At 50.2% G+C, this 24,442-nt stretch carries 18 protein-coding genes; 4 read left to right on the top strand and 14 right to left on the bottom strand.

The genetic code is table 11. From position 1 onward, the window contains the following. Positions 1 to 91: 91 nt before the first annotated feature. Positions 92 to 415, bottom strand: coding sequence for a transposase (locus BLR64_RS22975; protein ID WP_167360765.1), 324 nt, complete (start codon positions 413 to 415; stop codon positions 92 to 94). Positions 416 to 1,194: 779 nt separating this feature from the next. Between BLR64_RS22975 and BLR64_RS31280 the strand changes: the two genes are divergently transcribed. Then, positions 1,195 to 1,572: a DNA-directed RNA polymerase subunit alpha C-terminal domain-containing protein gene (locus BLR64_RS31280; RefSeq protein WP_090717991.1), complete on the top strand. Its 378-nt coding sequence runs from the start codon at positions 1,195 to 1,197 to the stop codon at positions 1,570 to 1,572. Positions 1,573 to 1,634: 62 nt separating this feature from the next. Here BLR64_RS31280 and BLR64_RS22965 read toward each other — a convergent pair whose 3' ends face one another. From BLR64_RS22965 to BLR64_RS22960, 3 genes are all read right to left on the bottom strand, one after another. Continuing rightward, complete coding sequence (locus BLR64_RS22965) at positions 1,635 to 1,835, bottom strand: hypothetical protein (RefSeq protein ID WP_090717989.1); 201 nt, start codon at positions 1,833 to 1,835, stop codon at positions 1,635 to 1,637. 380 nt (positions 1,836 to 2,215) lie between these two features. Next, positions 2,216 to 2,398 (bottom strand): hypothetical protein, encoded by a 183-nt coding sequence (locus tag BLR64_RS30095; RefSeq protein WP_139172060.1) that lies wholly within the window; start codon positions 2,396 to 2,398, stop codon positions 2,216 to 2,218. 844 nt (positions 2,399 to 3,242) lie between these two features. Then, positions 3,243 to 3,563, bottom strand: coding sequence for a hypothetical protein (locus tag BLR64_RS22960; protein ID WP_090717987.1), 321 nt, complete (start codon positions 3,561 to 3,563; stop codon positions 3,243 to 3,245). 875 nt (positions 3,564 to 4,438) lie between these two features. On the opposite strand from BLR64_RS22960, the gene BLR64_RS31275 reads away from it, so the two are divergent. Then, entirely contained in the window at positions 4,439 to 4,600 is a 162-nt protein-coding gene (locus BLR64_RS31275) for a helix-turn-helix domain-containing protein (RefSeq protein ID WP_139172062.1), read from the top strand. A gap of 136 nt (positions 4,601 to 4,736) precedes the next feature. On the opposite strand, the gene BLR64_RS22955 is transcribed toward BLR64_RS31275, so the two are convergent. The 7 genes from BLR64_RS22955 to BLR64_RS22925 all read right to left on the bottom strand — a co-directional run bounded on the left by BLR64_RS22955 (position 4,737) and on the right by BLR64_RS22925 (position 12,790). Further along, on the bottom strand, positions 4,737 to 5,492 hold the full coding sequence (locus tag BLR64_RS22955; protein WP_415841058.1) for a Cof-type HAD-IIB family hydrolase: 756 nt from the start codon (positions 5,490 to 5,492) through the stop codon (positions 4,737 to 4,739). Then, the gene (locus BLR64_RS22950; protein WP_090717984.1) at positions 5,489 to 6,184 is read right to left on the bottom strand and encodes an MgtC/SapB family protein; all 696 of its coding nucleotides are present in this window, start codon (positions 6,182 to 6,184) and stop codon (positions 5,489 to 5,491) included. The genes BLR64_RS22955 and BLR64_RS22950 overlap by 4 nt, the downstream gene beginning before the upstream one ends. An 11-nt stretch (positions 6,185 to 6,195) precedes the next feature. After that, complete coding sequence (locus tag BLR64_RS22945; protein WP_090717982.1) at positions 6,196 to 7,146, bottom strand: DUF1861 family protein; 951 nt, start codon at positions 7,144 to 7,146, stop codon at positions 6,196 to 6,198. 29 nt (positions 7,147 to 7,175) lie between these two features. Then, positions 7,176 to 8,738, bottom strand: coding sequence for an extracellular solute-binding protein (locus BLR64_RS22940; protein ID WP_090717979.1), 1,563 nt, complete (start codon positions 8,736 to 8,738; stop codon positions 7,176 to 7,178). A 49-nt stretch (positions 8,739 to 8,787) separates the two neighbouring features. Beyond that, positions 8,788 to 9,660 (bottom strand): carbohydrate ABC transporter permease, encoded by an 873-nt coding sequence (locus tag BLR64_RS22935; RefSeq protein ID WP_244157824.1) that lies wholly within the window; start codon positions 9,658 to 9,660, stop codon positions 8,788 to 8,790. 56 nt (positions 9,661 to 9,716) lie between these two features. Further along, positions 9,717 to 10,652 carry an ABC transporter permease gene (locus tag BLR64_RS22930; RefSeq protein ID WP_415841057.1) on the bottom strand — a complete coding sequence of 312 codons (936 nt, stop codon included), beginning with the start codon at positions 10,650 to 10,652 and terminating at the stop codon, positions 9,717 to 9,719. 137 nt (positions 10,653 to 10,789) lie between these two features. Then, positions 10,790 to 12,790: a discoidin domain-containing protein gene (locus BLR64_RS22925; protein ID WP_090717973.1), complete on the bottom strand. Its 2,001-nt coding sequence runs from the start codon at positions 12,788 to 12,790 to the stop codon at positions 10,790 to 10,792. A 230-nt stretch (positions 12,791 to 13,020) separates the two neighbouring features. On the opposite strand from BLR64_RS22925, the gene BLR64_RS22920 reads away from it, so the two are divergent. Further along, positions 13,021 to 15,336, top strand: coding sequence for a helix-turn-helix domain-containing protein (locus tag BLR64_RS22920; RefSeq protein WP_090717970.1), 2,316 nt, complete (start codon positions 13,021 to 13,023; stop codon positions 15,334 to 15,336). A gap of 187 nt (positions 15,337 to 15,523) precedes the next feature. Then, positions 15,524 to 20,158, top strand: a complete 4,635-nt coding sequence (locus BLR64_RS22915; RefSeq protein WP_090717967.1) for an S-layer homology domain-containing protein — start codon at positions 15,524 to 15,526, stop codon at positions 20,156 to 20,158. A 761-nt stretch (positions 20,159 to 20,919) separates the two neighbouring features. Here the strand turns inward: BLR64_RS22915 and sigK are convergent. The 3 genes from sigK to BLR64_RS22900 all read right to left on the bottom strand — a co-directional run bounded on the left by sigK (position 20,920) and on the right by BLR64_RS22900 (position 24,439). Then, the gene (gene sigK / locus BLR64_RS22910) at positions 20,920 to 21,621 is read right to left on the bottom strand and encodes an RNA polymerase sporulation sigma factor SigK (protein ID WP_039870896.1); all 702 of its coding nucleotides are present in this window, start codon (positions 21,619 to 21,621) and stop codon (positions 20,920 to 20,922) included. A 229-nt stretch (positions 21,622 to 21,850) separates the two neighbouring features. Beyond that, on the bottom strand, positions 21,851 to 23,482 hold the full coding sequence (locus tag BLR64_RS22905) for a type 2 periplasmic-binding domain-containing protein (protein WP_090717965.1): 1,632 nt from the start codon (positions 23,480 to 23,482) through the stop codon (positions 21,851 to 21,853). Positions 23,483 to 23,539: 57 nt separating this feature from the next. Then, entirely contained in the window at positions 23,540 to 24,439 is a 900-nt protein-coding gene (locus BLR64_RS22900; RefSeq protein WP_068722489.1) for a carbohydrate ABC transporter permease, read from the bottom strand. Positions 24,440 to 24,442: the final 3 nt, after the last annotated feature.

Genomic DNA, 24,442 nt, shown 5'->3' with positions numbered 1-24,442 from the left:
CGCTGTTTGCGAGCGTAGTACGTCGATTCCAGCACACCGACCAATCGGAGCACCACCGATACTGCATAGCCCCGCTTAATGCTTTCATCGGCTATTTCAAGTTTGTCTTGTAAGCGGGGTTGGTCTTTTTTAGCAGTTCACGCAGAAGCTCGATCTCTAGATCTTTTTCGCCTAGGAGTTTAATCGCAGTGTCCATCTTGTCCTCTAACTCCTGAACACGTTTTGCATCTTCGATACGTTCGCTAACAGAGGGTGTTGCCTGCTCACCGAATCGTTCTTTGTAGAACTTCACCCAGTTCGCAATCGTGCTCGGAGAAACAGAATACTTACGGGCAAGAAAAGATATTTTTGTTCCATTAATCGCTTCTTGGGCAACTTTGATCCGTTGTTCGTCGTACAACTTATTGCTCTTCATGTTCCTCATCCCCTTCTCTATTAGTGTACCTTATGCATCTTGAGGACTCCAATTCTATTAGGGGGCTTGAGAGTAACAACAAACTTTTTTCTGCCTTTATAGCAAATAAACACCTCAGTACGTCAAATATCTGGGATCCATGGTTAATCAGATTACAGTCTCTGATAGAAAAATATGATGATCTAAATTTAGAATGCCTTGGGTTTAAAGAACAATGGTTTTCAATACTTAAAATGCCTTCCCAATACGGAGAGGCATTTTTATCTCTTTAACAACATATGTTCTTTTAATACTCCACCTAACTCAGTGGTGTACTTAGTAAGTCTCAGACTGATCTCCGTAAGCAGCACATCCCCGGTAAGTCCAAAACGTTCCTCCGCGGAAGAATATCTTATAGTGCAGGATAAAGTCATCCTGCTCCTCCGGAATAAACCTGACGTTTCTGCGCTTTAGTTCCTTCTGAGGTTCCCAGGTATCCTTAGAGAATCTATTTTGTATGTAACGGCTAAAACCACATACATTTAAGTCAGTACAATACCAAACCGCTCACTCTCTCCGAGTCGCTTAGCAATAATAATAGCCCACTTCTCTTAAGTAGAACATCCTAACCGGGCGTTTCGTTTAATACTGCTGCTTCTCATGACTAAGGATACTCTCTACAATTGTTTACAAAATCGTAAATATATTTATCTAACTGTATATTGGTACATACTTCAAAGAAGTATACACTTAAGATATATGATTAATATAAAGAATTAATTGATACTGGAGGAATTGTAATGAAAATAAAGGCCCCCCTTAAATTTTCAATCCACGTCCCTTTGGTGTTCTACCCTTTTCCAATTCATTTTTTACGTATTGCTCCAACTGACTTTTCCGACAGAAGTATCTCCAGGGTTCTAAATTCATTACAGGAAGGCGACTTCATAACCATTGGTGACGTTTTAAATACTTCTATCATCGAATTAGTCAATACACGGAATTTTGGAGAAAAGGGTCTTTACATGCTTTGTGGGATGTTGGAAACTATATCTCATAACCCCGAATTAATCCTTGATACTGATAATTTAAAACCACCCTTACGGAACGAAGTCGAGTGTCTTAAACAAAAGAAACCTGTAAAAAACCAACTTCTGGATCTCGGAATTAAACTATAAAAATAGCCCATCAACCTTAATTAGTAGACGGGCTTTATTGTAAATTAAATCAACACTTATAGTTAATAATGAATTGAAACAGATTCAAATTCTTTACAATCAATTGTATATTTCTGCATCTTTCCATCAAGCTGTTTAATTTGAATAACTTCTTCTCCTGATAACAAGGTTAAAATTGTATCCAGAAGATCATTTGTATAGCTGTCATCGAATTCACTTTCGATAACAGTGCCTTCTTTAAAATTAAAAATTACGAATCCCATTTACTCACCCCAACCTCATCTTATTCACCTTGGGAATAGTAAGTGAAAAAACAACCTCTCGCCCGTGTTCATTTTTGATTTAGAGCTCGGAACTGCTTTGCCCCTTAATTAAAATTGAAGCGATTAAGAATAATAGGTGTATTACTTCTCCTGATCTTACAAAGAACAACGTACTTGAAATGAACACCAAGAATGAAAGTCCTTTTCTAATCTTAGTAAGAGAATGATTCATAAAAATACCTTCTTCTTTTTTTATAGTTATTAAAGTGTTTCCATCACAATTATTGTTATACACGACACAAGACTTCCTCCGTAATTGCCAATAAGTATGATCATTCTATTCAAAAAAACCGCCTGGCCTAAGCCGACAGTTTTCACAATTATGCTTTAGAAAGCAAGAATCTTTGAATATCCAGTTCAACTTTTGCAGCCTCAGCTGCTAATTCTAATGAAGACATCCAAAGTATGGAGTCCTGTTTTATATAACTTAACACCAGCTCACTACTTCGGTCAAAATCAATAAGATGTTTATTTTCCTGTTCTTCAAGTCTTTCTCTAGCCATTTCAACTAAAGTCCCATATTCTATTCGAAGTTGGGTTTGTATTACTTGTGCTTCTATTGAATTAAGACTTGCCCAAGAATACGCCCCTCCCTCTACAACTCGCTCTGAGTTCTTTATATATTCAAGACTCGAATGTTTTGTTATAAAGAGTATAATTTGATCTTCTATTTCTTGATATTTGTTTTTTTAAAATTCAATACTTTCCATCTAAAAACTCCTTTATAGCAACCATCTCGAATAGAATAACGCAATACTAAGTTAACATAATCACATAAAAAACGAAATCCCTACAATACTTAAAATGTTACAAAATATATATTTTCTTCATTTTCATTGGCTTTGCAATTAAAGTTTAATTATTTATAACATATAAAATGGACGGTGCTAATTATGTACTCAACAATAATCAATCACTCGCTCACAGAAAAAGTATCGGTTCACGTACACCTGATGACTGGGGAAATCTTTGAGGGTGTTTGTGAATATAGCTTTAATAACTTAATACTACACTTAGATACTGGTGTGGGTATTTTAGGCATCCCTATAAGGAATATTAAAATTATTGAGGAGTGTACCTTTTCGCCATCCGTTCACATATATTAATGTGGAGCCTTCATTTCACTCACTTTCTTTAACTCTAATGGTCAATTATCAGGAGTTTTTTTATGTCATCAATACCCGGCATGCTGCAAACGCATTTATACTGTAAACGCAGAAGCCCGCCGACCAGTTAAGGTTGACGGGCTTACAGTTTATCATTGATTTTTTTGCACATTGAATTCTTCAATAATTTCATTCTTTCACTCTCTGAACTGTCCTTTATTTTCCATCACCTCTTTTTCTTTCAAATCTTTTCCGTATCCAATAACCGTTGATACTTTCTCCCCCATTTTAAAAATAGAACGTAGCTTGCATCGCCTTGAAGATCTGTGTATCCATCATATGTGATCTTTTGTTTACCTGGTACAATGCCCTTGTCCCAAATAAAATAGGGTTCTGCAACCTCAAAATATTCTCCAATTTCAACATTCCCGGTATTCTTTAAAACCTTGTTCACTTTTACGCTTGTGAGTGTGTGACCTTCAGGGTAGCCATCAACTTCTTGAGTTAAGTTTTTGGTATTGTTTATGGCAACAACCACAAATACTATATCAGAATTATCCACTGCAGAAGAGAACTCAACAAAAAGTCCTTTCCTGCTCCACTTCGAAACCTAAGGTTTTTCAGAAAACCCCCTTATAAATCAAGGATGCCGAGGACGGGGGTCGAACCCGTACGATGGTCACCTATCGCAGGATTTGAAGTCTTGTGCGTTTATCTAAAAATTATATTCCAGATATATTGTAGGGCCACTATACTTCATTTGTGGGAACTACTACGTCAAATAAAAATGCCTTCGTTGCTATTGACCACTTGCGCTTCACCAATAACTACCTCATGAAATTTATTTATGTGAATCCTCATAGTAAACAGACAAACTTGCCATTCAATCGGCAAGCTCGCTGAAGCTCATACTCTTATAAGCACAACCCATCTGATGTTTTCATTAAGCCGGGCAGGCTGCTTCTACTGCTTAATCCCCTGCTCCAACTGTGTGGTCTCCTGCTTCAGGTATAGCTTAACCTCTGTTAGGTCTCCGTCAAACCGGGTAGGTTGCTGCCAAAGGGATATTCCATCCCAACCTTCTCTCGTTTTTCCGACGCTCATTATTCAACCGTAGCTGGTCCTCCTTATGAGTTCTACAATCCGCCACTTTGTATCGTCGTCCATGAATTTAAGAATGTCAACCTTGATGAAAATCATTTCTGATATTGTCCACCATTACTTTTTAGCATTCATGGATTATCAATCATCAGCGAAGTGCTGGGAGCATCCGTAGAAGACCCCAATTTATCCTGTAAAATCGAATTTACCCTGGGCCAAATATTGGAGCTGTTAAGCTATAACGGACCCAAGACGAATTTGAGAGAGAAATCCAGACGCAGAATGTTGCATAGTTAGATATATCATTATTAGATAAAGTCGTGAGATTAGTTCGTCATCCGGATACACCAGCTGAAATTCTTATTACTGAATCAGCAGGTCGCAGATGCCTCCTTCAGGATCGGCTATGAAAGTCCGACAAAGTTCAGCCGCGAATACTCCCGTATGTTCGGTTGTCCGCCTAGAGAAGATATGAAAGGGGTGAACGAATTGAATTAGCAAACGAGGGTGCTCGTACTGAGTAAACGGATATTTACGCATCAGCTGCAAAATAACCATAAAAAAACGACCGTCATATGATAACTGACGATCGTTATAATTATGGCGCCCTACAGGCGGTCGTTTATTAAAATTATTAGAGCAGATAATTCCGAATCGCCTGGGCCACGCCATCCTCCTCATTGGTTCCCGTCACGGCTTTGGCCGCCTGCTTGACGATTTCCTGGGCATTGCCCATCGCGATGCCCAGGCCGACGGAGCGGATCATCTGGAGATCGTTCAAGCTGTCGCCGCAGGCGGCTACCTCCTGCAGCCCAATCCCCAGAAGGCTGCAAATTTCGATGATGCCGCTGGCCTTATTGATGCCAAGCGGATTGACTTCAATGTTGACCGGGCTGGAATTGGTCAACTCGTAGCGGCCCGTGTCCTTCAAGGATTGACGGATGCCGGCCAATACGGCAGGGTCCTCGCAGCGGAAGCCGAATTTGAGCCACTGTCTTTGCTCCAGGTCCGCCTGCCCCGCCGGCCAATTCTCCCTCGTGTACACCTCATCGACGGTATAAGCCCAGAACCAGCAGCCTTTGCGCATAGCCAACTCCCGCATCTCCGCCACCCAGCCGGGAAGCAGGATATGCCGCTTCATCAGCACGCCGGGAGCCTGCCAAATCTCGCTGCCATTCACCGAGACCATCGGCGAAGTCAGCCCAAGCTCTTTGACGTAGGGCTCGACGCTCTGCACCTCGCGGCCTGTCGCGAACATCACGGAAATGCCGCTTTCAATTGCCCGGCTTATCCATCTGCGGTTCTCCGCGGAAATCGCGTGCTGCCTGTTCAATACCGTACCGTCCATATCCAGCGCCAGCAGCTTGTATTTCATTGCCCGTTCCCTCACATCCCAATCTCCATGTGCTGGATTCCCGCCTCGCGGTTCAGCGACATCTTCGATATCTTCTGCTTCATGTCCGAATGTTTACTGGAGAGAATGAAGTGCATCCGCACCGCGCCGTCCTCCAGCATATCCATCTTGAACGATTTCACCTTGATATGTTCATCCCGGAAAAAATTCAAAAAGAATCCCGGATCGCCTTCCTTTGCCACTGTTACCGTATATACCGCCGACTTGCCGGATGGTCGGATATGCCGCTCCACCCACTGCAGCACAAACAGACAGACCAGCACGGACACAAAGGTAAGGATGGCTCCAAAATAAAATCCGGCGCCGATGGCAATACCCATCGCGGCGACCACCCACAAGGACGCCGCCGTGGTCAGCCCGGAAATCGAATTGCCGGTGCGCAGAATCGTCCCCGCTCCCAGAAAGCCGATGCCGCTGATGATCTGCGCGGTCAGACGGGCCGGATCCATCCGGACATTCGGTTCGCTGGCAAACTGGCCAAATCCATAGGTGGAGATCAGCGTGATGAGCGTCGAGCCGAGACAGACGAGAATATGCGTGCGGAGTCCGGCATGATGCTGTCCGCGTTCCCGTTCCAGCCCGACAAGCCCGCCGACCAGCAGGGCGACCGCGATGCGGATGGCAATCTCCAAATGGTCAATATGCCATATGGCCGGATTCGCTGTCATTCGCTCTCCTCCTAAACGATCTTTCCGTAGCCGGCAAACGGATCGTCGATCGTAATTCTGCCCGCCTGGCAATCGCCGATGCCGCTGTACAAATCCGCCTTGCCGTCTTGCCGCATCACGATACCTGAGGTAAAAGCGCAATCCACCAAATGCGGCGTCTTGGCCGGTCCCGGCGGGTAGCAGGTGCGGCTGCCGATCAGCTTAAGATCCTCGCTCTCCCGCGTCTGCGGATCGAAGACGAAAGACATATTCAGGTACACCTTCACTTCGCCGCCGGATTCGTCTTTGTCCCGGTAACAAATATGGCCGATAATGCCGATTTTTCCGCTGTCCAGCAGATACGCCTGATTGACGCCGCCCCATTCGCCTTCGCCGAAGATGCCCCGAATATAAGGCGCCTGCTCAATGACCTCCGCTGTCAACTGATCGAGGTGATCGATGACCGTGAAGCCGATCATCGATTCGCTGCCATACTTTCCGCGCGTTTCTGCCCCCCGGGGTCTGGAGAATACGCCGATCCGGCCGTCCGGCAGGCCGACCAGACGGATATCCTTCATTTTATTCGGGCCGGTGGTGAAGTAATGCAAATCATGCAGATCGGTTCCCCGGTAGAAATAACCGAAGTACGTTTTAACGCGGCCGCTTTCATATTGGACATGCGTGCCGCCCAGGACGACCTCGCCGGCAATCAGGCTGACGTAAGGGTCCTCAAGCGTATAAATCATCCCACCCCGAACCAGGGTCCAGTCGTCTTGTCCGGTCTCCTCGAACAGGCGCACCCAAGAGCGGGCCCATTCTTCACGCCGCTCCACCCGACCGAAGAGATAACGCTTGCCGTCTTTCTCAAAAGGAATAGAAATATTGTAAACGTCGAAGCCCTCCACCCCATGAAAGGTCAGGATCGCGCGGTCATAGATGTTCTTCGTCTCCTCAAAACGGATTCTTGTCTCCAGCAAAGTCATTAATTTCACTCCTATTCTTCTCTCTTCTGCTATTTGCCTTGAGCTGCCTGATATTCCTTGAACTGGCGCTGATATTCTTCCACCACTTTATCCAATCCCGCTTTTTTCATTTTGTCGAGCGCAGCGGGGTAGGTCTTGTCGAATTCCTGCACGCCCATATAGATCGGAGTAATGCTGGCGCTGGCTTCCGAAACAATATTGGTGTATTCGGTACGGACATTGGTAGGATCAAAGACAAAGTTGGCAGCGATGCTGTTGACCGCGTCGGGATTCGGTTCGTACAGCACCTTGTTGTTTTCAGGGATGCTGTTCTCCAGATCGAAGCGCATGAAATTCACATTGCCGTTCTGGGATTCGGAGCCTTTGTAGCCCGGCTTGTTGTTGTTGTCGGGATCATTGATCGCCTTCATCCCTTTGTCGCCATCTTTCGTGTAGTGCTTGCCTTCGATGCCGTACTGGACAAGGTCATAGTTATCCTGGCTGGCCAGCATCCAGTCCATAAATTTAACCGCTTCGTCGGGATGTTTGCTGTTCACCGGCACCGCATTTCCGTTCTTGAAGGTCAATGGCCGCAGGTAGACCTTCTCCGGATTGAACCAGACCACGCCGATATCGTCCACGGTGGCCTCCGGATTGTTCTTCTTGAGCGCGCCTAGATTGCCGCCGGTGCCGAAGTTGACGAACCAGTCTCCGCTGTCAAGCTGGGCTTTGGCCTGCTCCTGCTTGATTACGAGGATGTCCGGATTGGTCAAGCCTTTGGTGTACAGCTTGCGCATGAATTCGGCGTCTTTCTTGAACTCCTCGGTTTCGATCCAGGATTTCACATCCCCGTTCTGATTGACGTAGAAAAATTTATCCTTGACGGTAAAAGGGAAGGTATCATACGTGCGGTGCAGGATGGTTGTATGCAGGCTGACCGGATCAAAATCGGCTTTGACCGCGTAATACGGCTTGTTGCTGCCCTTCCAGTTCTTCATTACCGTCTCCCAGGCGCTGATCAGCTCATCCGGGTTGGTCGGTTCCTGCAGATTGTTCTGGCGGAGAATGTCGCGGCGGATGTTGAATTCGCCTTCACTCGACATTTCCACCCAATACGATGGAACGGCATAATAGTTGCCGTCAATTTTGGCTCCGTCAAAAATGTCATCGGGAATGTATTTTTTCAAATTCTGCCCATACTTTTCAATCGATTCGCTGATATCGGCGAGGGCGCCGCGGTTGTAATAGCTGGAGAACGGCGTGCGGTCCTGCATGATATGGAACAGGTCGAAATTCTCTCCCGTGGACAGCATCAGATTGAGCTTCTGATCCCACGCGTCGCTCGGAATATAGACCTTCTCCAGCGCAACGCCCACGCCGTCCGCAGCCAGCTTCTCGTTGATGAGCTGAATGACTTCCTTGTAATCTCTCGGTTCCGTGCCGGGAACCACGTATTTGATGGTGACGGTCTCTGTTTTCTTTCCGTCCGCTGTCTGCACAGGCGCGGCGCTGTTGTTGCCTCCCCCGTTTGACGTATTGCCGGAGTTTCCGCACCCGGCGAGCGACACCGCGGCGAGCATGACCGCCAGTGCTAAAGTTAGACCCTTTTTCATAATCCAATCGACTCCTTATGATTTGTATATAGACCCCGAAGGGAATATATCAGCCTTTGACCGATCCAATGACCAGGCCTTTGACGAAATACTTCTGCAAATACGGATACAGGAAAATAATCGGACCGATCGTGACAATCGCCGTCGCCATCTTGACGGATTCGGAAGGCAGGGTGATGTCGTCGGCCCCGGCCAGCATCGTCATTTGATTCAGCATGCTAATCTCGGATTTCAACTGCAGCAGCATGAATTGCAGCGGGTACAAGCTTTTGTCGTCGATCAGCATGATCGCGTTCCACCAGTTGTTCCAGTAATCCAGCCCGTAGAAGAGCGCAATGGTAGCCAGCACGGGCGTGCACAGCGGAAGATAGATCCGGAAGGCGATCGTCAGGTCATTCGCTCCGTCGATGGTCGCCGATTCCCGCAGGGAATCCGGAACCCCGTTCATAAAGTTGCGCACCAGGAACAGGTTGAAGGGACTGAACAGCAGCGACGGGATAATGAGCGCCAGAATGTTGTCGGTCAGCCCCAGCCAGCGGTTCATCAAATACCAGGGAACGATGCCGGCGGAGAAAATCATGGTGATGAAAAAATAGAGCGAAAGGACGTTGCGGTACTTCACGCTTTTGTTCGCCAGGGTATACCCGGCCATGGCGGTGATCAGAATGGCCAGGCTGGTGCCGACGACCGTGACGATGATGGAGATCATGTAGCTATGCAGCACCTGGGACCCGCCGGTAAAGATCACCTTGTACGCATACAACGAAAATTTTTCCGGAAACAGGCTGTACCCGTTCTTCAGAATGGCATCTTCATCCGTAATCGAGATCATCAGGACCAGCAGCATCGGAATCAGACACAAAGCGGAATACAGCGTAATGCAGAGATACATGATCGTTTGGCTGATGGAACTTTTTTTCACATTGCTTCCTCCTATAAAGACGCCTCTCGGCTAGTTAACGCCAGCAGCGGGTAATGCTAATAAAGCGCCCCGTCCTTGAAAAACTTTCGAGTAATCAGGTTGGTGCCGAAGACAAGGATAAACCCGACCACGGATTGAAACAATCCGACCGCCATCGCTTCCGACGGATCCCCGATTTGCCGCAGGGAACGGAAAACGTAGGTATCGATAATGTCGGTTGTCTGGTACAGCGTTCCGTTGTCGCCGATCAGCGCGTAGATCATCCCGAAATCGCCGTACATGATCTTGCCGATCGACAGCAGCGTAAGAATGACAACCGTCGGCATCATCAAGGGAACAGTGATCTTCATGCACATCTGCCAGCGGTTTGCCCCGTCGATCTGGGCCGCCTCGTACAGCGTGTCGTCAATGCCGGTAATGGTGGCCAAATAGATGACCGCGCTCATGCCGGCCCCTTTCCATACATGCATGAGCGTCAGAATAGCCGGCCAGACCTTCGGTTCCGTATACCAGTTGACGGAGGCAATTCCGAGCTTGTTCAGCATCTGGTTGACAATCCCCATATCCATGGAAAAGAAGGCGTAGATCACGTAGCTGATGACAATCCAGGAAATGAAGTTCGGAAACAGCATGACCGATTGGCTGATCTTGACGAACAGCTTCTTCCGCAGCTCGTTCAGCAGCAGCGCGATGGCCAGCGCGGTCAGCGTGCCGAAGAGAATAAACAGAAGGTTGAGAAAAATCGTATTGAACGTGACCAGAAAGGCTTTGTTGGACCGGAAGAAAAACTCAAAGTTGCGGAACCCGACCCATTCGCTGCGGAATATCCCCTTCGTGTAATTAAACCGCTGAAAGGCGATCACCATATACGGATAGGTCATATAGCCGAAAATAAATGTGTATACCATGGCCGGCAAAACCAGCAGATAGGATGTGCCGTTATTCCGGATATCCGCCCATACGCCTCTGCGGCGGCGAAGCTTTGTTTCCAATTTCATGTCCTCCCGTTAATCGAATTGCAAGCCTGCTGCAAGCTTTGCATGGCTTACTTTAGAGCAATTCCGCCGGAATTCCTATTTCAAATACCGGACTTCGCTTTAACTTTCCGGCAAAATGCGGCCAAATCCGCTCACTCAATGACGATAGAAGAAGTTTTGTCGTTCCAGCCGTAGGCGCTGAGCGTCGGTTGATCGGAAGTGAGCGTAAGCGAATCGCCCAGGAAATGGTCATCCCAGTAGAGCTTCACGATTGCACCTCCCACTACCTTCAGCGAGGTGATATCGTCGTTGCTGATCCCGGCTTCGCGGAGCTGGTCCAGCGAATACCGTCCTTTGGGCAGGCTGACCGCATATCCGCCATAGTTGGCATGCTGGTAGAAGACCGCGCCTTCAGCCAGGCCGTAAGCCTCGAATTCATAGATGCGGGCCGAGGTGTCTCCGCTTCTTGCCGCCGCATCCGTAATATAGAGCCGCGCATACCGGCCGAAGACGTTGACGTTATGGGTCGTCACATTCGCCTTGTTGTCGGCTACGGTTACCGCATCGGTCCAGTTGCTTCCGTCGTCGCTCACTTGGATGCGGAAAGCCACAGTGTTCCGGTCGGCCGCCTCGCCTCCCGCGGCGGAATGCTTGACGACGAACCGGGTAATGTTATGGCGCACGCCCAGGTCGACCCGCAGGTCATGCGGCTCTGCCCCGGTGGCGGCCCACTTGCTGTTGCCGGCCACCGTGCCGTCAATCGCCTTCTCCGGGCCTTCCCCGCTGACGAACCCGTCCGCGGTAGCGCTTCCATTGCGTGCCGCGTTGACATAGTCGAACAGCTCAATCTCGGAGACCTGCAGTCCGCTGCCGCCGCTATTCAGCTCGAAGCGGATATATTCGTACCGCGCCGTATTGGCGAAGGTAAATTCCTTCGTCTGGTAGCGCAGCTCAAAGGTCTCGTTGCTCCGGCTGTCGAGCACTGTCCAGTTCACCCCGTCGTTCGAGCCTTTGACCGTCCAGTTCTTCGGGTCCCGTAGCTGCGGGTTGTCGTTGGCCGAAGATAAGCGGTAGCGGTTGATGGCGAACCTTCCGCCGTTCGCAAAGCGGAACTGGACCCACGCCGATCCGTGCGGCGTGTAGAACTTCGTCCGCTTGTCGTTGTCGAATGCTTTGCTCACATCCTCGCCGGAAGGGCTGTCGCTGTACTGCGCGCTGGCCTGCCCGAACCCGCTCCGGTCGGGGGAAGGGTCGCCGGTCAGCGGGATATAAGCGACCAGTTGCACGGGGTAGTGATCGGACGGATACAATCCGTTCTCATGGTAACGGTTGATTTCAATGGATTGCAGGCGGGAAGCGTTGCGCTGAAAGATCCAGTCGATGTGGGTCGTATCGACGGAACCGTCGAAGAGGCTCATCGTCCCGTCATTCGTGTAGCTGTGTCCCAGATCGGCCCAGGTATCATTCAAGTCCGAATTCTGGATTTGCTGAAATGAAGCGCTGGTCTCTTCCATATTGAAGTCTCCGCCGAGAAACACAGGGATGCTCGGAGAAGTCACATATTTGCCGATACGCTCAAGCAGCAGATTTGTCCCCTGCGCCCGGGCCTCATCGGTCAATCCCAGATGGGTATTGAAGTAATAAAACTGCGCCCGGCTGTCGGACAACGAGCTGAACTTGGCCCAAGTGCAGATACGCGGATATTTGGTTTCATAGGCGCTTTTGCTGCCCGCCACATCCGGCGTATCGCTCAGCCAGAACTGTCCCCACTCCTCCACCCGGTATTTGTCCGAACGGTACAGAATATTGTTGTATTCGTCCGTCGTATTGCCGTAGCGCGAAACGCCGACCGAGGCATACGGAGCGGCGAGACCGCTCAGCACATCCTGAATCTGGTTCTCATATCCCTCCTGCATCCCGACGAGATCCGGACCAAACGATTCAATCGCGTTGACAACCCGCTGCTTGCGGTTATCCCAAGCGGTATCGCCCGTACCCGAACGGTTCTTGATATTAAAGGTCATCAGCTTGACCTGCTGCGAGTCTCCGTCCGCGCCAGCCGCTTTGGCCTGCGGAAGTTCACCTGCGGTTAATCCCGTAAACGACAGCATTCCGGCAAGCAGCAGGATGGACCATTTCTTTGCCCTCTTCATTATGTCAACCTCCTATAAATTCAGCGCGCCTTTTTCGCGGCGGCCGTCTGCTTCCATCGTAGGCGGAGCGCCGCAGCGGCGTCCATTTCGAAATCCGCCTATCGCCTTCAACATTCGGGCACGGCTTTTCAAAAAGGAGCAACGGCTTTCATTTTTAGGCAAGACAGTACCATTTTTCTCGTTTTTACCCTATATTTAAGAAGCAATTCAGCAGCAATGGAGGAATCAACATGCGCATCATTCTCAGCCGTCTACTCCGGTACAAAACCTTTCAAAAGCTTACGGTTTCCTATTTCCTGCTCGTTCTGATCACGGTCAGCCTGCTGTCGAGCGTTCTCTTCTCGCTGTTCTCCAGAAGCGCCGTAGCGGAAATCGACCGCAATTCGAAAACGATTTTGTCTCAAATCAGCTATGCTTCCGACGTGATCTACAATCAGGTCATGACCATCGGCAATTCCCTGATCAACGACCCGCAGGTGGTTTCTTTCCTGAACGACAAGGAGGAGGACAAGACCAAGAACTATCATGTCTTCCAGCAGATGTCGCAGATCAAAAATGCTTATCCGTTCATTTACAGCATCGGCGTCTACCGTCCTTCCACCGAGACCAATGTCGATACATCCGGGATTCCCTTTGACAAGTCCCTGTATGCGATCAGCGCGCAGAAATATATGGAGTTTTACCCGCGCAAGCTGTCCGTGAAGGGCATCAACAACAGCAGTCCGCTGCAATTGCTGACCTTTATGCTTTATCCCGATTATTCGCTGCATTTCACCGCCAATCCGCTGATTTACATCAATGTGGAAGAGCAGTCGATTCTTACAACCATCCGCAGCATCAGCAAATCGGATGCTTTGAACAACGTATTCGTCATGGACAGTGAAGGAAGCGTCCTGTCGCATACGGATTCCGGCCTGTTCATGGAGGATGTATCCGGGGAAGACTATGTACGGCGGATTCTCAGCGAAGGCCTGCCGGAGCATAGTTTTACGGCAAACATCTTCAAAGAGAAACACCTGGTTACTTATGTGAAGTCGGCGGAAATGAACTGGTATTTTGTAAGCGTTTCTCCCTATGACAAGCTGATCTCCAATATCCGCGAGCTGCGCAACGTCACCTTGCTGGTGACCTCTGCGCTGGGACTGGCCGGCCTGCTGATCTCCGTGTTCCTGACCAAAAACATCTACAAGCCGATGTCCTCCCTGTTCGACACCATTAATCCGGCGCTGTCCACGGCGGGTTCGCCGCTCATCGACGAGTACAAGGTGCTTACCGAGGTATTCACCACGCTGGAGGAAAAGGAAAAGTCAATGCAGTTCGTGATCCGCCGTTCCTCGCAGACCATCAGGGAGCACTATCTGCTGGCGCTGCTCAAAGGAAACATCCGTGACATTGCCGCCCCCGAAGAAAGCATCCGCCAGATCGACGAGGATATGCCCGGACCGTACTTTTGCGCGATTGTGCTGAAGATCGATGAGATCGAGGCGGTGAAGGAACGGGTTCAGGCCGATCAGCAATCGCTGCTGCGCTTCGCCCTGGGCAATATCGCCAAAGAAACGCTGGAGCCGTTCGGCGCATGCGATGTCCTGGTTACCGAGGAGAACGAGGTCGTGGCGGTCAGCCAATATGAAACCAATGAACTGCCGCTTGAGTTGAAAAAAGCGCTGGAAGGCGCGCAGAACTTCCTGAAACGCTATTTCAGGCTGACCGTCTCCGCCGGCATCGGAGATATCGTGTTCGGCCGAAAAAATATCCAGTATTCCTACACGTCGGCGCAGCAATATGTGAAATACCGGCTGATCTACGGCAAAGAGTCCATTCTGGACGCCCATCTGACGCGTTCCCATTTTTTGGCAGTCCTCAGCTATCCAACCGCCTCCGAGAAAAAATTGATCGATGCGGTGCAGTCCGGCAAACCCGGCGCCATCCGGGAACGGATCGAGGAATTTGTCGGGCTTGTCGCTCCCGGCTCCAGCAATCAGGTAATCACTTACAGCATCCAACTGCTCCTGTCCGTGCTGAAGCATTTCGAATATCTGCAATCCCTGCCGGACACCAACTTCAATGCCTATCTGGACGCCATCGCGGATATTGAAGCGGCGGAGAGCCTGGAGGACATCGTCGGCATTATCGCCGGCTATTGCGCGAAAATAGGCGTCTTGCTGGAGGAGAAAAATCAGTGGCTGAACGCGCAAAAGCACAACAGCATCATTGAGAATGTCCAAAACTACATCCGTGAACATTATACGGAACCGGGCCTGTCCCTGGAATCGGTCTCCAATATCGCGGGGCTGTCGCCAAGCTATCTGGGCAAGCTGTTCAAGGCCTCCACCCAGCAATCCTTCAGCGAAGCTCTGAATCATACCCGGCTGGAGAAGGCGCGTGAGCTTCTGATCACCTCGAACGAAACGGCAGCCAAAATCAGCGAGTCCGTCGGGATGTACAACATCACTTATTTCTCCACCTTGTTCAAAAAAAAATACGGGGTCTCTCCTTCCGTCTACCGGGAGCAAGCGTCGATGAAACGGCTGGATTCGCGTGAATAGGTCCAGCCTACCCGGCCGGGTTGAAATCCCGTTAAAATGAAAGCGGTTACTTTTTTTTTGAAGGCCAATTGGCGAAATAGTGAAAGGAAATCCGGTTTTTAAAATAGACCTCCCGCGGACTTCTGACTATGATGGAGCAGTGCTGCTTCGGCAGAGCGAAAATCGATCACAATCAGGAGGGATTCATGTGAGAAGGAAAGCGATAGCCTATATGCTGTCGGCAGTCATGCTGGTTTCTATGTTCGCCGGTATGGGCGTATCGGGCGCAAGCGCGCAGGCGGGCGAGGCCAAATTGAAGATTATGAGCTTCAATGTGCTGACGAGTCTGAACCAGCCCATTGAACGGGAATACAACGGACAAAGCCGGGGACAAATGCTTACGGCTCTGATCGACGGGAAACAGCCGGATTCCATGGGTTTAAATGAGGTTACCCAGGATTGGCTTAATTATTTAAATGACTACGTAAGTGCCTATAACTATCAGAATGGAGCAACCTATGCCGTAACCGGCACGAAAGCCGAGGACGGGACAACCGCTTTGACAAGCGGTTACAGCGAGTATTCGCCCATTCTTTACCGAAGCGATTTATATGATATCGAAAAATTCGGCGGGTACTGGTTCTCGGAGACGCCGGACATCAAAACGTCCAAATACACGGATATCCTCGACGCCCAGGGCAAACTGCTGTATAAGGGTATGTCCAATTCCCGCGTCATGTCCTATGCCGTTTTCAAAACCAAAGGCACAAATGAAATCGCATACATCCAGGTCAATTCCCATTATGACCATCAAAGCTCGGACTACGTCCAGCGGCTGTGTTCCATTCAGGTCAAGAGTACGGCCGATGAACTGGCGGCCATCTATAACGCGCCCGTCGTTCTGACGGGAGATATCAACTCGACGGAGCAATCGGGGGCCTATCAATATCTGGCCGACGGGAGCAACGGGTATCTGAACGCCAAATACGTGTCGAATACCTATTCGACGCTCCCCAGCTCTGCCGGATTCGGTGAAAACTATCACGGGGAAACCAAAGACGTCATCGACCATATTTTTATCTCGGCGGGAAATATCGGCGTATATAAGCATGACATCATCTCCAATCCGTATCTTTCCGATCATTCGGCAGTATACGCCGAGCTGTCGCTGCATCATATGCCGAAGCTGGACGGCATTGAGGTCAACCAGAACGCGGTTTCGGATTTTTCCGGCGACCGCTTTGCCTACAACCTGTATTTATCGGAAGGCCAATTGTCCCTGACGCTGAAGCACAACGCGGAGTATACCGTCAGCGCAAGCCACAATAACGCCCCGTATCCGGTTTCTGCGGAGTCCGGCGGACAAAGCAGCCTGAGCTTCGATATGGCGGAAGCCACGGCCTCCATACTCCTCTACGTAACGGATGCCGCCGGACGTACGACCATCTATACCTTGAACCTGGTCCGGGAATCCGGCGAAGCCCATCCGATCATCTCGGAAATTTATCCCAATGCAAGTCCGGGCTTCAAATATTTTGAAGTCACCAATGCCGGCACGAAGTCGCTGTCCACGGATGACTATGCCTTCCTTTGGGGAAATATCGGCGGAGATGCCTCCGTCAACTGGGAGGGCCGGCTGGAATTGCCGGAGAACCGGATTATCCGGCCCGGCGCTTCCGTCGTGTTCTGGTTTACCTATAACACGGATGGGGTATTCGCCCATGAACCGACCGTTGCCGACTTTAACACCCACTATTACACCAGCCTGACGGAGGATAACCTCCTGATTGTCGGAACCTCGCAAGCCTTTAAGGGGTACTCCGTCTCCGCCTCCGATCCTAACCAGACCGCCTCCTTCACCATGGGCGCGAACAAGGACAGAGGCATGCGCATTGCCTATGCCAAAGATTCGGACGGTCAAGCTTACGGCTGGACGAAAAAATCCACAAATTCAGCGTTTAACGGCCCGTCCGTTTCGGTCTCCTCCTATAAGTCGATCTCCGCGAAAGATCTGACGACAAGCCAGTTGTTCAAATTCAAATATGTCGAGGGGCAGACGACCGCCGGCGCATCGGACGTACTTGAGCTGTCCTATGCATCGCCCGGCGTCTATGACAAGAGAGTCGGCAACGAGCCCAAGGATGCCTATACCCGGATCGAAGCGGGCGAATATGACACCTATTCACTGGTGCATGCCGAAGGCGACAATCTGGGCGGTTCCCTGGCCGGATCATGGGCCTTCTACTCCAATGTCCAGTTCGGTGATGACGGAGCGGACTCCGCGGTGTTCTCCGCTGCCGTAAAAGAAAGCAACGCCTCTGGCTCTGTCGATATTTACATTGACGGAAGCTCCGACGGCAGTCTGACGGGCGCCCGAAAAATCGGTTCCCTTACCACAACGCCGACGGCGGCCGACTGGAGCGTGTTTAAGACGTTTACCTGCAGCTTCAGCGAGCGGATTACGGGCACGCATCATGTAACGCTGGTCTTCCGGCCGAACGCCGGAAAGACCTATGTGGGGAATCTGGATTATTTCGTCTTCCATCCGTATGTAGCCAAAGCGGACCTGGCGGAACTGACCGCGATCTCCTTCAAGCTGGACGGTGAACCGCTCACGGCAGACACTGCGCTGAATGCCACCCGGAAAAAAAACACCTACACCCTCAGCGCAGAAGCGGACTACCTGCCGTCGGATGCCGATTTTTCAATCAAATGGTCATCGTCCCGTCCCGATATCGCGGCTGTACATGAAACCACCGGCCAGATTAACGTATTGAAATACGGCGACTTTACCGTTCAAGCCTCCGTGTATTCAAACTACAAATTATTTGACAGCTATGCGACGCCGGTCTTATCGACCCAGTACAAAGTTTCGGCTTTCAGTTCTATTGAAGGGGAATGGGCCTCCCTGTTTACCCCCGGAGCAGGCAAAACGCCCAATGCCAAGAAAGCCGCAGCAGCAGCTACGGGCTTATCGAGCAATCTGACCAACGGCTTTAATTATATCGGCGATGTGGTTGACGGCAGCAGCCTGACCCTGAGCTCCGTAGATTTCGGAATGAGCGGCATCCAGAGCTTTGTCATGAACATGGCGCTGAAAAGCTCGAACTGCGGAGGAACGGTCACCCTCTATGCGGACACCGTTGACGAGGCCCACAGAATCGGCACGCTGACCGCTGCGGTCGCTCCCGATGCGCCCGACAACTACAACACGTATCTGCCGTATACGGGAACCGTCGAACAATCCGTGACCGGCGTACATGATCTCATTCTTAGCTTTTCCACCGAACGCACGTATGTCGGAAATATCGATTACCTGGTGTTTGAACAACTCGGAACGGCTCCCTCCGAAGGCGGGGATACGGTGAAACCGGTCATTGCTTTGCTGGGGCAAAATCCCGTAACCGTGGATGTGGGCGCGGATTATTCCGATGCCGGCGCACAGGCCTCGGATGACCGGGATGGAGATATAACGGACCGGATCATCACCGCCTTCAGTTGGAACGGACTTCCGGCGGACGAAATCCGTACCGTTACCGAAGCCACCTACAAGGTTCATTACAATGTGCAGGATACGGCGGGCAACACGGCGGCGGAAGTCACCCGCACTGTCATTATTGCCGCATCCGCGAATCCTCCCGGCAATCCGAATCCCGAAACTCCTGCGCCTATCGCGCCGGTTGCTGTTCCCGGGCTGCCCGCGGGAGTTCAGCAGTTGGTCCAAGCGGATCTGAAGCCGGAGGGCGCGGGAAGCTTCACGGTTCAGTGGAGCCCAGAAAAGGAGACGCTGCTGCTGCCGGCGGATGCAGCCGGGACCGTAGCAGCAAGCGGTACGCTAAAGCTGGTGAAGGAAGCGCTGGTTCTTGAGCTTAGCGGGCAAACCCTGCGCAAGCTGCTCGCTGCGGCCGGAGAAGGCGCGCAGGCGGCGCAGATCCGGATTACGGCGGCCGCCGCCGATTCCGGGTTAATAACGCAGGCGACGCAGCGGGCCAACGTGCCGGGGGCTGTAGAATGGACCGCGGCCGGCGGCGTCTACAGCCTCGAAGCCGGGGCGGCGGACTCAAGCGGCAATCTCCTTGTCTCAACCTCAGCCTCCGCCTTGGAGAATGAGACGGTTACACTGACCCTCAAGGCAGGCGCAGACAGCATTGCCGATCCGGAGCTGCTGGGCGTATACGCCATCGGAACCGGCGGCGCGCCCGTTTACGCCGGAGGCCGGTGGAGCGGCGGCGAGATTGCTGCTGAAGTCCCGCTGAACGGACAATACGCGGTTCTGGCGTACAGCCGCAGCTTCTTGGATGTGGGCGATCATCACTGGGCCCGCACAGTTATCGCGCGGATTGCGGCCAAGCATGTCATCGAAGGCGTTGGCGACACCCGGTTTGAGCCGCAGAAGGCGCTAACCCGGGCCGAGTTCGCCGCCATGCTGGTGCGGCTGCTGGGGCTGGACCCGGCTTCCGGCAGCGGCAACACCGCCGGCTTTGCCGATGTGCCGCACGAAGCCTGGTATGCTTCAGCGGTAGAGACCGCGGCACAGGCCGGCCTGGTCAAGGGCCGGAGCGGCAGCGGATACGAGCCGGAAGGCACCGTCACCCGGCAGGAAATGGCGGTCATGCTGGTCCGCGCCTATGAACTGAAGGCGGGCCAGCCGCTTGCAAGCCCGGCGCAAAACGGGTTTGCCGACGCCGATCAGATCGGCGCATGGGCCGGCGGCGCCGTAGCGGCTGCCAGCGCAGCAGGATTGCTCCAAGGCCGGGGCGACGGCCAATTTGCGCCGCAAGAACAGCTAACCCGCGCCGAAAGCGTTCAGGTGCTGTACAATCTGCTCCACAGCTTGAAATAGAAACCAAATAAACCTGACAAACGACAAGCTCCCTCCAGAGCATCCGGCAAATGAAACGCCAGACCAGCGAGGGAGCTTGTTTGTGCGTTAATGCTCGTAGTTACATCACATCGCTTTTTTGTCTTCAGGCAAACGGGTCAACTATTAAACAGCTTACTTCATTTAACCATGTCACCTGAGGGATACCAGTGCCCTTTTCTTAGAGAATATAACATACTTAAGTTAAACCTGGGTTCACCTGATCGCGATTAGAATTATTACCTTGGAGAACAAGGGAATGCGTAAATGTAAGCATGGAAATAGCATTGTAGAATTATCTGCCGTTGGGTTGGGCTCCATGGGGATGTCATCGGATTACAGGAATGCGGATCGACAGGAAAGCGTTGCTACGATCCAGGCCGCTATTATGACAGGTGTTACGCTCTTTGATAGACATTTATGGATCTGGTCATAATGAACTGCTGATTAAGGAGGCGCTGCAGGGGGCAAACCGTGAGTAAGTTTTTATCGCAGTAAAATTTGGTAACATCCAGTAGGGCCACTATACTTCATTTGTGTTGTTATTCAATTAAGATTCTTTTCTGAACACCAATTCACTATCTGCTTTCTTTCATTTGTAATCTTTACGCGCTTTTTTGGTGTTTATTATACGTATGTAACAATTAAACATGGAGATGATATAATTGAGTTTTGCTCAATTATGTACACTACGTATTTTATAAATAAAAGCAACCCATCCGAAGACAAGTCGCTTTTAGGAGTTATCGTTTCGCCTTATAAAACTCATGATAAAGCTTCATCAGCGCTCTTTTTTCAATTCTCGAAACATAACTCCGGCTAATGCCGAGGTCTTTGGCAATCTCACGCTGTGTCCGCTCTTCACCGCCGGTGTCCAGGCCGAAGCGGCCGACGACGACCTCTTTCTCCCTCTCGTCCAGAATATCAAGATTCCTATATATTTTACTCTTCTCAATCTTTAGATCAACTTCTTTAATTACATCATCCGTCTCCGAGCCGAGAATATCGATCAGGGTAATCTCATTCCCCTCTTTATCTGTCCCGATTGGATCGTGGAGAGATACGTCTTTCCGTGTTTTTTTCAGCGAACGCAGGTGCATTAATATCTCATTCTCGATACATCGTGCCGCAAAAGTGGCAAGCTTTGTCCCCTTGTTAGGGCGGTAGCTCTCGATCGCTTTAATCAACCCGATAGTGCCAATGGAGATGAGATCCTCCATGTCTTCCCCTGTATTGTCGAATTTTTTTACTATGTGGGCTACCAAGCGCAGATTATGTTCAATTAATAGGTTGCGAGCTTTAGCATCACCCTCAGCCATCATGCCTAAGTATTTGCTTTCATCCTGCTCGGAGAGTGGTTGTGGAAAAGCATTGTTCCTTACATACGACACCAGCAGCGTTAACTCTTTAATCAGCAGCGCGATTGTACTTATGATCCCTGGCAACTTGGCGACACCTCCCGCACATGTACAATGAAACCGGTCTATGATGAGAACTACGGGTTCATGGTCCTTTTATTGTATGTGGGTCAGTGCCCAGAAGTGCCTGTACGGGAGAAATAGGTACGGGCTGTGGACTTATATCTAAAACCCCCGCCAAACCTCCACTACTGTGGAGATCCGCGGGGGTTATTTTTCATAAATATCTCTATTCAGTTAGTCCTATACTGTAATCTTAACGGAACTTGCCAGCGTCGATCGCAGCCTGCTTCTCGTCAAGAATCTCCTGATAGCCTGCATTCAGGTACGCTTCCTTGGCTTCAGCATAGACAGCATCGAATTCAGCTTCCGGTGCCAGAACGGTCTTCACGTAGAGATCCTGGAACAGGGAGTTCAGATCCGCTTTATACTCGTTAACCTTTTCAAGAACAGTGGTGAACATAGCGTCCGGTGTACGGAATTCAGCAGCTTCATTATAGTATTTCACCATATCTTCAGCCAGATACTCATAACCGGCTGGTGACCAGTTACGCATGTTGGATTTCAGTGTTTTCTCGGCATCCTGATATTGAGCGATTTCAGTTACCAGTGCCCAGTAGTCTTTGTTGTTGTTCTGTGCCAAGACGGATTCGCCCTTGTAATCAGGGTTCTTCACTGCAATACCTTCTGCATCAAGCGTATAGTTCTCGCCTTCCACCCCGTTCTGGAATTTGAACAGGTTCTCCGGCTGGCTCAGCCATTCCAGGTACATCCACACTGCAGCGCGTTCTTCGGCAGAGGTTTCATAGTTAATCCCCATAATGAAGCCGAACGGCCAGTAGGCACGCTGCTGTGGCTTATTGCCTTCAGGAACCAATGCATAAGTAGGGATCACAGCAAATTCTGCTTCCGGATTGTTAGCCAAAGTAGCTGCGAAAACGTCTGCGTTGTTGGTCAGATAGGTTGCATAAGTACCTGTCTTGCCGGCAACAAATTCAGCTTTAACCTTGTTGTCGTCGCTGCGGAGATAGAATTCTTTGTCGATCAGGCCGTTGTTGTACTGATAGTTCAGGTTGCGCAAGAAACGCTCGGTATCTGCAGTAGTGAAGTCAGCCACACTCAGATCGGAGTACAGCGCACGGTATTCTTGATCAACCGGCCATTCACGGAAGGCATAGTTGTAGTTAAAGTTGTTCTGGAGCAGGTTGCCGGCAGTCACGCCAAGTCCGGCTTCTTTCCATTTTACCAGCATTTCATTATATTTCTCGAGGGAGGTCAGGTCTTCTACCTTCATGCCAACCTTCTCAACCCAGTCCTTACGGATCATGTTGACGAAGTTGTCTGCTTCCGGACGTGCTGCGAAGAAGAAGATATTCTGATCGTCCACTGTGCCGTACTGCTTAATGGTTTCACCCATGTTGGCCCAGTAAGTAGGAGCATAATTTTCTATTTCTTCATAATTAAGCGGCTGCAAAACATCCTCGCCGTAATAAGTCAGCGCCTGCGGCATATCATAGTGGAAAATAATGTCCGGAGCTTTGTGTGACGCCAGCAGCTGCTCGTAATCGGTTACTTCACTGCTGCGGGTAATCGGAACATAGTTGACCTCGATGTTGTATTTGTCACCGAACTCGGATTGTACCCAGCGGGTATAGTAGTTATCGGTTACATTCCAGCCTTCGAACGCACGTTCATAGACCGGGATATCAAGGGTCACCTTTTCCTTAAAGCCCTGAGAATAATCGGCGAATTCGCCTTCAGCCAGGTTATTCGCAGGCGCATTGCTGCTTCCCGCACTGTTATTGTTGTTGTTTCCGGAGCAACCGGCCAGCATGCCGGCTGTCATGACAGATGCCATCATTAAGGATACAAAACCCTTTTTGTTCATTGTAATACCCCCATTTAAGTTTTCGGACTGTATAACTGCTGCTTGCGGATTTTACAACTACTCTTTGACTGCGCCAAGCATCGTACCTTGAACGAAGTATTTCTGGACAAACGGATAGACGCAGAGAATAGGTAAAGTGGCAAAGACTACGACCGACGCTTTAAGAACTTCCGGATTACTGAGTGTTACTGTTGTTGCTTCCAGCTGGAAGCTTTCGCTGGCCTGGATAACCAGATAGTACAGCTTGAGCTGCAGCGGCCGCAGATCAGTGGCATGCTTGATATAGAACAGAGCGTCCTGATAGGCGTTCCAGCGGCCAACCGCGTAGAAGAGCGACAGTGTAGCGATAATGGGCTTGGAGAGCGGAATCACAATGCTCCAGAGAATCCGGAAATGTCCGGCGCCGTCGATCCGCGCAGATTCTTCCAGACTCACCGGAATACTGCTTGTCAGTGACGTCTTCATAATCAGCAGGTTAAAAGCGCTGAAGGATAGCGGCAGAACCAGTGACCAGATCGTATCCATCAGACCCAGATTGTTAATGTTCATGTAATCCGGGATAATCCCTCCGCTGAAATACATGGTGAACAGGAAGAAGAAGGTGATGACCCGGCTGCCCTTGAATTGGGCTCTGGACAGCGGATAAGCTGCGCAGATGGTCAGGACCATTCCCAGCACGGTGAACATTACGGTTACGATAACCGAAATGTACAAGGAGCGGAGGATACTCGCATCAGCAAAAATTTTGCTGTATGCCTCCAGAGTGAAGCCCTTTGGCCACAGAAATACTTGATTGGCAATGACAAAAGAGTCTGCGCTCATGGACTTCGATACCACATGCAGGAACGGTAATAAACAGGCTAGTGAGAATAGAATAATAGCGAATTTGATTAGAATATCCCAGATATCAAAACGACCTTTGCTTGGTGCGGCAGGATTGCCGGTTGATGCGCTCATCGG

This window comes from Paenibacillus typhae, from assembly GCF_900099765.1.
Lineage (GTDB): Bacteria > Bacillota > Bacilli > Paenibacillales > Paenibacillaceae > Paenibacillus_AQ > Paenibacillus_AQ typhae.
Note: the sequence above shows the minus strand (reverse complement) of the source record. Positions and strands in the feature narration are given on the sequence as shown.

What these genes read in the sequence shown, in the direction of transcription:
- BLR64_RS22975 (WP_167360765.1), bottom strand. Translation starts at nt 415, where the DNA reads ATGAAGAGCAATAAGTTGTACGACGAACAACGGATCAAAGTTGCCCAA.
- BLR64_RS31280 (WP_090717991.1), top strand. Translation starts at nt 1,195, where the DNA reads ATGAAAATAAAGGCCCCCCTTAAATTTTCAATCCACGTCCCTTTGGTG.
- BLR64_RS22965 (WP_090717989.1), bottom strand. Translation starts at nt 1,835, where the DNA reads ATGGGATTCGTAATTTTTAATTTTAAAGAAGGCACTGTTATCGAAAGT.
- BLR64_RS30095 (WP_139172060.1), bottom strand. Translation starts at nt 2,398, where the DNA reads ATGGCTAGAGAAAGACTTGAAGAACAGGAAAATAAACATCTTATTGAT.
- BLR64_RS22950 (WP_090717984.1), bottom strand. Translation starts at nt 6,184, where the DNA reads ATGACAGCGAATCCGGCCATATGGCATATTGACCATTTGGAGATTGCC.
- BLR64_RS22945 (WP_090717982.1), bottom strand. Translation starts at nt 7,146, where the DNA reads ATGACTTTGCTGGAGACAAGAATCCGTTTTGAGGAGACGAAGAACATC.
- BLR64_RS22940 (WP_090717979.1), bottom strand. Translation starts at nt 8,738, where the DNA reads ATGAAAAAGGGTCTAACTTTAGCACTGGCGGTCATGCTCGCCGCGGTG.
- BLR64_RS22925 (WP_090717973.1), bottom strand. Translation starts at nt 12,790, where the DNA reads ATGAAGAGGGCAAAGAAATGGTCCATCCTGCTGCTTGCCGGAATGCTG.
- BLR64_RS22920 (WP_090717970.1), top strand. Translation starts at nt 13,021, where the DNA reads ATGCGCATCATTCTCAGCCGTCTACTCCGGTACAAAACCTTTCAAAAG.
- BLR64_RS22905 (WP_090717965.1), bottom strand. Translation starts at nt 23,482, where the DNA reads ATGAACAAAAAGGGTTTTGTATCCTTAATGATGGCATCTGTCATGACA.
- BLR64_RS22900 (WP_068722489.1), bottom strand. Translation starts at nt 24,439, where the DNA reads ATGAGCGCATCAACCGGCAATCCTGCCGCACCAAGCAAAGGTCGTTTT.